The 6,947-nt window shown below is 58.1% G+C and carries 3 protein-coding genes, 2 tRNA genes and 4 pseudogenes; 5 read left to right on the forward strand and 4 right to left on the reverse strand.

Annotation, left to right across the window (positions count from 1 at the left end):
- Positions 1–118: 118 nt before the first annotated feature.
- Both CINSTRO3249_RS11145 and csdE read left to right on the forward strand, forming a co-directional pair.
- Positions 119–670, forward strand: a pseudogene (locus tag CINSTRO3249_RS11145) (aminotransferase class V-fold PLP-dependent enzyme); the annotation flags it as partial.
- Between the two features lie 11 nt (positions 671–681).
- On the forward strand, positions 682–1,134 hold the full coding sequence (gene csdE, locus CINSTRO3249_RS11150; RefSeq protein WP_074013340.1) for a cysteine desulfurase sulfur acceptor subunit CsdE: 453 nt from the start codon (positions 682–684) through the stop codon (positions 1,132–1,134).
- Between the two features lie 234 nt (positions 1,135–1,368).
- Here csdE and CINSTRO3249_RS11155 read toward each other — a convergent pair.
- Together CINSTRO3249_RS11155 and mltA are read right to left on the reverse strand one after the other, a co-directional pair.
- Positions 1,369–1,770 (reverse strand): annotated as a pseudogene (locus CINSTRO3249_RS11155) (tRNA cyclic N6-threonylcarbamoyladenosine(37) synthase TcdA); the annotation flags it as partial.
- Position 1,771: 1 nt separating this feature from the next.
- Positions 1,772–2,548, reverse strand: a pseudogene (gene mltA / locus CINSTRO3249_RS11160) (murein transglycosylase A); the annotation flags it as partial.
- 205 nt (positions 2,549–2,753) lie between these two features.
- Here mltA and CINSTRO3249_RS11165 point away from each other — a divergent pair.
- Positions 2,754–2,830, forward strand: a tRNA-Met gene (locus CINSTRO3249_RS11165).
- 64 nt (positions 2,831–2,894) lie between these two features.
- Positions 2,895–2,971: transfer RNA gene (locus CINSTRO3249_RS11170), tRNA-Met, on the forward strand.
- Between the two features lie 528 nt (positions 2,972–3,499).
- On the opposite strand, the gene CINSTRO3249_RS11175 is transcribed toward CINSTRO3249_RS11170, so the two are convergent.
- Positions 3,500–4,138, reverse strand: coding sequence for a GntR family transcriptional regulator (locus CINSTRO3249_RS11175; RefSeq protein WP_074013341.1), 639 nt, complete (start codon positions 4,136–4,138; stop codon positions 3,500–3,502).
- 173 nt (positions 4,139–4,311) lie between these two features.
- On the opposite strand from CINSTRO3249_RS11175, the pseudogene CINSTRO3249_RS11180 reads away from it, so the two are divergent.
- A pseudogene (locus tag CINSTRO3249_RS11180) lies at positions 4,312–5,580 on the forward strand (amidohydrolase); the annotation flags it as partial.
- Positions 5,581–5,587: 7 nt separating this feature from the next.
- Here the strand turns inward: CINSTRO3249_RS11180 and CINSTRO3249_RS11185 are convergent.
- A partial coding sequence (locus tag CINSTRO3249_RS11185) for a flagellar biosynthesis protein FlhF (RefSeq protein WP_254304262.1) occupies positions 5,588–6,947 on the reverse strand: 1,360 nt, incomplete at its 5' end.

Below are 6,947 nucleotides of genomic sequence, written 5' to 3' on the forward strand. Positions count from 1 at the left end.
TGCTCATGCTGAGTTTCCAGCACTAGATTAACTGCCCGTTCACGGACTTCCGGAGAGTAACGTTTGGTCGTTGTCATAGAGACCTCCACTTTTAAAGTATAGACTCTAATTTATCCGGGGTGATTCACTTTTTGGTCCGACCGGTATTGGCGTCCTGTATGGCAAAACCCGTCTGCTGGCGGCGATGCCACCTTGGCAGGGCGGCGGGAAAATGCTCAGTGCGGTGTCGTTCGATGAGGTCATCCCTCAACCGCCGCCGCACCGTTTTGAGGCGGGCACGCCGAATATTGCTGGCGTTATCGGTCTGGACGCCGCGCTCGGCTGGCTGGCGCAGCAGGATCTCGCCGGGGCCGAGGCCTGGAGCGTCTCGCTGGCGGATGCCGCCCAGCAACGGCTTTCTCGGCTGACGGGGTTTCGCGCTTTTCGCTGCCCGGGGTCGCCACTGCTGTCATTCGTTATCGCCGGCATCCATCCGCAGGATATCGCCCAGGTGCTGGCACAATCCGGCGTGGCGGTGCGCGCCGGCCAGCATTGCGCCCAGCCGCTGATGGCCGCCCTTGGCGTCCCTGGCACGGTACGCGCGTCTTTCGCCCCCTATAATAATACCCTTGCGGACGTGGATCGGCTGGTGGATGCGACGACCGCCGCCCTGGACCTTTTCAGCGAGTAACGGAGCACGGCATGACAGAAGAGGCTTTTTCCCTGCACGGCCCACACCCGTTCGGTACCGAGATTACCGCCGCGGAACTGGCCCGCCGCTTTGCCGCCTGCCGACAGTGGGAAGATCGACTGCGGCAGGTGATAACGCTTGCCCGGGCGCTGCCGCCGCTGCCGGAGCACCTGAAGATGCCCGCGTCTCTTCTCACGGGCTGTGAAAGCCAGGTGTGGCTGGCGCACCAACCGCTGCCCGACGGCACCCTGCATTATTATGCCGACAGCGACGGCCGCATTGTGAAAGGACTGTTGGCTATCGTGCTGACCGCCGTCGAGGGCAAAACCGCGACGCAGCTGCGCCAGATCGACCCGCTGTTGCTGTTGCGTGAGCTGGGCTTGGAGGGGGAGCTGAGCGCCAGCCGCGCCGACGGTCTGGCGGCCATCGGCGCGCGAATTGCCCATATTGCCGCCAACGGCTAGCGGCCACGCCTGCCGGCAAAGGGCACAGGCGTAAGCTAGCGCCATCGTCAATGCCGAGCGTCCAGCGTCTACCGTTGTCCGCTCTCCCCTCTGCGTTGTCCGCTCTCCCCTGCGTTGTCCGCTCTCCCCTGCGTTGTCCGCTGTTCGCTGTAAGCTAGCGCAGTTGTCTGCTGTAAGCTGTAAGCCAGCTCAGCAAACGACCGCAGGCCAGCGCCGCGCCAGACAGCAATGGGGTCAGGCTATGGGTGGTGTGGCCTGCTGCCGCCGCGCTTTGGCCAGCATTTTTTTCAGCGCATGCGCCACGGCGACAAAGCCAAATGTCGCGGTCACCATGGTCGCGGCGCCAAACCCAGACGCGCAGTCCATACGTTTAGGTCCCTCCGCCGTCGAGGGCGAGGCGCAGACCGAACCGTCGGGCTGGGGATAAACCAGCTGTTCGCTGGAAAAAACGCAGTCAATACCCAGCTTGCCCTTGCTGTTTTTCACCACGTGAAACGTCTGCTTCAGGCGATCGCGTACCTTGGCCGCCAGCGGATCCTGAATGGTCTTCGCCAGATCCGCCACCTGAATGCGGGTGGGGTCGGTCTGACCACCGGCGCCGCCCACGCACACCACCGAAATTTTATAGCGCCGGCAGTTTGAAAAACACGAATGACGGATTTTGTTCGAGCAACTCACGCACTTCGGCCTCGCTGTGGGTGTCGGCCCAATGGCGGATCGCCTGCATCGACATATCCTCCCGCGCCACCTCGCCGCGATCGATGAGGACCTTGCCGATACTGCGGTAGGCATGGCCATTTTTGCCGGCATAGGCAAAAAACATCAGCGGCCGGCCATCGCCGTAATCCACATAGCCGCTGCCCTGGACCTCCATCATGAAATTATCCATCAGCGAATTGGTCCAGGCGATAGCCAGACCGCTGCTTAGCGCGCCGCTGTAGATGGCGGCGCGATCCGGCAAGCGGCGATTCTTGCCACGGGACGGCATACGGTACAGCGGATAGCGGAACTCCCCCTGCGGTGTATAGCGCGCCTGCACCACCGGCGTGTAATAACCGGTAAACTGCACATTGCCGTAGTTATCCGCCCCTTCCATTTGATAGGCCTTGATACCGTACTGACTTAATTGGCGCGTATCGCCACCGGCCTGCGCCCAGCGCTGGATGGCGGCAAAATCGGTCTGGTTGCGCTGAAACAGGGTGGCGGCGGCGTATTGGGTTTCGAGCACCTGATCGGCATAATCCCCGGCGTTAACCGGCTTACCGCGGGCGTTGGGCGCGTTGACCAGCGCCAGCGGCTGGGTAAGTTGACCATCTTTATACTGCTGTCCGCGATCGGTGGGGCGGGATTGGCATCCGGCAAGAATGGCGATAATCACGCCACCGATCAGAGAGATTACCCACTGTTTACTCATAACGTTCTCGCGCCGTTAAATCCTAACGGCGAACGATAGCAGAGGCGCTATCATAATTAAATGCATTATTATTATGCCCATTCAATGAGTTGTTGATAAAAACAGCACAACGGGGCGAAATTGAACAAATATCAGAAGAATAGAGGCTATTTAGCAAAAAGGGGTTGCATCAAAACCGCTACAGAGTATAGTGCGCTTCCACGGACGCGGGGTGGAGCAGCCTGGTAGCTCGTCGGGCTCATAACCCGAAGGTCGTCGGTTCAAATCCGGCCCCCGCAACCAATCAAACCGCTGTATGCGGGCATTAGCAAGGCCGTCCCCACTGCTCGGGGGCACATCAGTCGGACGCGGGGTGGAGCAGCCTGGTAGCTCGTCGGGCTCATAACCCGAAGGTCGTCGGTTCAAATCCGGCACCCGCAACCAATTCGCCCGTGGTTGTTACTGTGGTTAATAACGCTTTATCGCTTTGTACATTCCTGTAATGATGCAAAGCAATAAAGCGTTTTTTTTCGTCTGTCGTCCACCAGCATCAAAAGCGACCGCCGCGTTTCCGCCGGCCGGCACCGCCGTCCAGGGCCTTGTCATAGGCGCCCGGCGAGACGGTTACCGCTGACGATTTACTGGTGCTAATGGTAAAGCCTGCTGCCGTTGGCGGTCATACCGCCGCAAGGATTTGCGGCCATGGATGGATTTGCCGTCGCTGGCGGTGATAGCGCCGCCAGGGGTCTGCGGCCATGGATAGATTTAGTGGCGCAACGGATTTGCCGTCGCTGGCGGTGATAGCGCCGCCAGGGGTCTGCGGCCATGAATGGATTTAGTGGCGCAACGGATTTGCCGTCGCTGGCGGTGATAACGCCGCAACGGTTATGTTGCCGTCAGCGGTTTTATTGCCACAACGGATCTGCATCTGCTGCCGTAAGTGGTTCCACTGTTGCAACGGTTATGTTGCCGTTAGCGGTCCTGCTGACGGATATGCCGCGCCAACACCGCTCCCAGACGCGTGCCGTCGCCCTGACGCACCGCCTCAATCATCTCATCATGCTCGCGGGCAGACTGCTCAATCCGCGCCCGGGTGGTCCACTGATGCACCGGCGCGGCGCTGGTACGCTGGCGTATTTCCGCCACCAGCGCCACCAGTTCCTGATTGCCGCACAGCGACAGCAGATGATGATGAAACGCCAGATTGGCCTCGTACAGCTCCAGGGTGGTGCCATCGGCCACAAGCCGCACGAACTCCGCCGCCAATTGCTCAAGCAACGCGATATCCGCAGCCGTAGCGCTGTCGGCTATGCGGCCGGCGACGCCGGTTTCCAGCAAAATACGGATCTCCGCGACCTCTCCTTCCTGGCGGCCATCGGGGCGGTACACATGGTAACCGCGATTGGGCACATGGGCTACCAACCGCTTTTGCGCCAGTCTGTCCAAGGCGCGACGCACCTCCGGCCGGCCGCAATGGTAATGCTGCTGCAAATCGATTTGTTTCAGCCAGGCGCCGGGCGCCAGCAAGCCGGTTTGGATATCGTGCAGGATCAATTCCGTGACCTTATCGGTCAGTACCGCCGACGAAGCCGGTCGTTTCTGCTTAGGCATAGAAAAATTCTCAACGTTTATCGGCGCATTCTGCCACCGCGCCGCGTCTATTGCCACTCTGATGCCAATGCGCGCGTCATAACGTTGTCTTATACCCGAGGTTAACCATTGGACAATCAAAACAAGCGACGTAAATTGGTGCCAATTTTGGTAAAAATTTTGGAAACCGCACCATGCCTACCTCCGTTACCGACCTGCTTGACACCCGCATCAATGAGCTACAGGCCGCTTTTTGCGCATTAAGCGATCGTGTCTGGGACACCCCCGAAACCAATTATCTGGAATATCAATCGGTAGCCGCCCATAAGGCCCTATTGGAACAGCAAGGATTTCGGGTTGAAACCGGCCTCGCCGGCCTGCCCACGGCGGTAATGGGAGAAGCTGGGGACGGCGGACCGGTCATCGCCATTCTCGGTGAGTTCGATGCCTTGCCGGGCCTGAGCCAACAGGCCGGCGTCGCCGAGCCCCGCCCGGTAAGCAACGGCGGCAACGGTCACGGCTGCGGCCATAACCTGCTGGGCGCCGGCGCCTTGTTAGCGGCCACGGCGGTGAAAGAGACGCTGGCCGCGCTCGGCATTAAAGGTCGCGTACGCTATTACGGCTGTCCGGCGGAGGAAGGCGGTTCATCGAAAGGGTTTATGGTGCGCGCCGGGGTGTTCGATGACGTGGATATCGCCATTTCCTGGCATCCGGCGGCTTTCACCGGGGTCAACAATCCCATCTCGCTGGCCTGTAACGAGCTGAATTTTCATTTCAGCGGCCGCGCCGCCCACGCTGCCGCGTCTCCTCACCTTGGCCGTTCGGCGCTGGATGCGGTAGAACTGATGAACGTCGGCGTTAACTATCTGCGCGAACATATGCCCTCGTCGGCCCGTATCCACTACGCCGTCACCGATACCGGCGGCCATTCGCCGAATGTGGTGCAGGCGAAAGCGACGGTGCGCTATTTGATCCGCTCGCGCACGCTGCCGGACCTGCTGGCGCTGGTGGAGCGCGTGAAAAATGTGGCGCGCGGCGCCGCGCTGATGACGGAAACGACGCTAAGCCATGAAGTGCTCAGCGGCGACGCCAATCTGGTGGGCAATACGCCGCTGGAGCAGCTGATGCACCGGCACATTGAACGGCTCGGTCCGCCGCCGTTCGACGACGCGGACAACCGCACCGCCGCTCTGTTTCAAAAAACGTTTAGCGCCGACGATATCGCCGCGTCTTTCGGTCGTTTCGGGCTGCCGGTGCGCAACGATGTGCCGTTGTGTGATGTGGTTTTTGCGCCGGAAAGCGGCGACGGCACCCTGGTCGGCTCCACCGATGTCGGTACCGTCAGTTGGGTGGTACCGACGGTGCAGCTGCGCGGCGCCACTTACGCCATCGGCACGCCGGGGCACTCCTGGCAGTTGGTCGCGCAGGGGAAATTGCCCGCCGCCCATAAGGGGCATAGGTATCTACACATCAGGGAGGAGGCTTAAGAGCAACTCTCGCTAAATGAGTAAGTTCTTCCAGACTATATTCCGATAATAATTTTAGTGTATTCAACAAGATGGATAGGCCAGCGAGCAGAGCAGGAGCGCTCTCTCTGCGGCCTCGCTTTTGCTGTCGTCCTGACAAGCGACATATCAGCTGGCGGGCTGCCGCATTTTCTTCTCCTTCAGCGCGTTGCAGCCGCCATACCAGAACAGCAGCCATACTGGCTATTAACAACCTGCGTAGTACGGCTGGCGCGCTGCGCTGAAGCCATGTTTCTACGTCATGTCCGGCACCTTTCAGCAACTTAAAAAATGATTCAATATTCCAGCGCCAGTAATACCAACGAGCTACTTCCTCGCAGGTGATCTCGCTGCAAACGTTTGTAAGCAGCGTCCAGCGTCCCACCACATTACCGAGATCATCCGTAAGCCGAACAACAACCAATCTGACCGTCAGAGGCTCTCCAGGTTGGATTTTTATGCGGCGGCCGGTTTCTTTATCTTTACGCTTCTGCTGCGCAGCTCGGGTTATGACTATCGAGGTTTCACTGATTTCCATATCAGCTTTTTTCCCTTTCCAGTCTACCTGTCCGCATCCGTTGTATGGCAGAAGAGCAGCAATCTCACCAATTTTCAATGAATTACCTTGCCACTCTGCACCATGTCCTTCTTTTCCTCGGATAAGCCAGCATATTCCTTGAGTACTCAACGTCCGCATATGTCCAATAGAGTCACCCTCTCTATCAATTATATGAATCAGCTTTTTACCTATATTAAGCGATTCCACACGGGCAATATCGGTCGTCAAGGCGTCCATATGTGTCTGCCGTTCGGACAGTCCTTCCGCCAACGTTGAATGACAACCGGTTGCATCGGTAAGTGTCTGAGATAGAGGCGCTATTGGCAAACCCGTGCCAGCATCAACCAGCAAGCTGCTTTGAAGTTCATATCCAACATCGCCACCGTGCGTCATTTTTAAGCGTCCGTATTTGGCATGATGGTAAAGAAATTGTAAACGTGACCAATCATGAACAACGAGAGCGTATGGATGCGGGCTAAGCGAAATTTGCTCAAGTGCTAGCGAAATAATTGGCTCATTGAGTTGACTGAAGCTAATTCGCTTATTATTCAGAAAACGCCAGACAGCTTGGGTAGTTGCGAAAGTTGATTTTTGAGCACTTGCGAGGTCTTTAACCGCAGAAGCAAGAAGAGCCGCGGGCGTCATATGCTGTTTAACCAGCGTCTGATATCGGCGGGTAAGGCGAGAGTCAATCCCGCCAACAGATAGGTTGAAATCATTCTGCAAAGTAATAACAGGTATCACGATAAATGTGTAGATACCTATG

It is taken from the genome of Candidatus Sodalis sp. SoCistrobi, assembly GCF_900143145.1.
Taxonomy (GTDB): domain Bacteria; phylum Pseudomonadota; class Gammaproteobacteria; order Enterobacterales; family Enterobacteriaceae; genus SoCistrobi.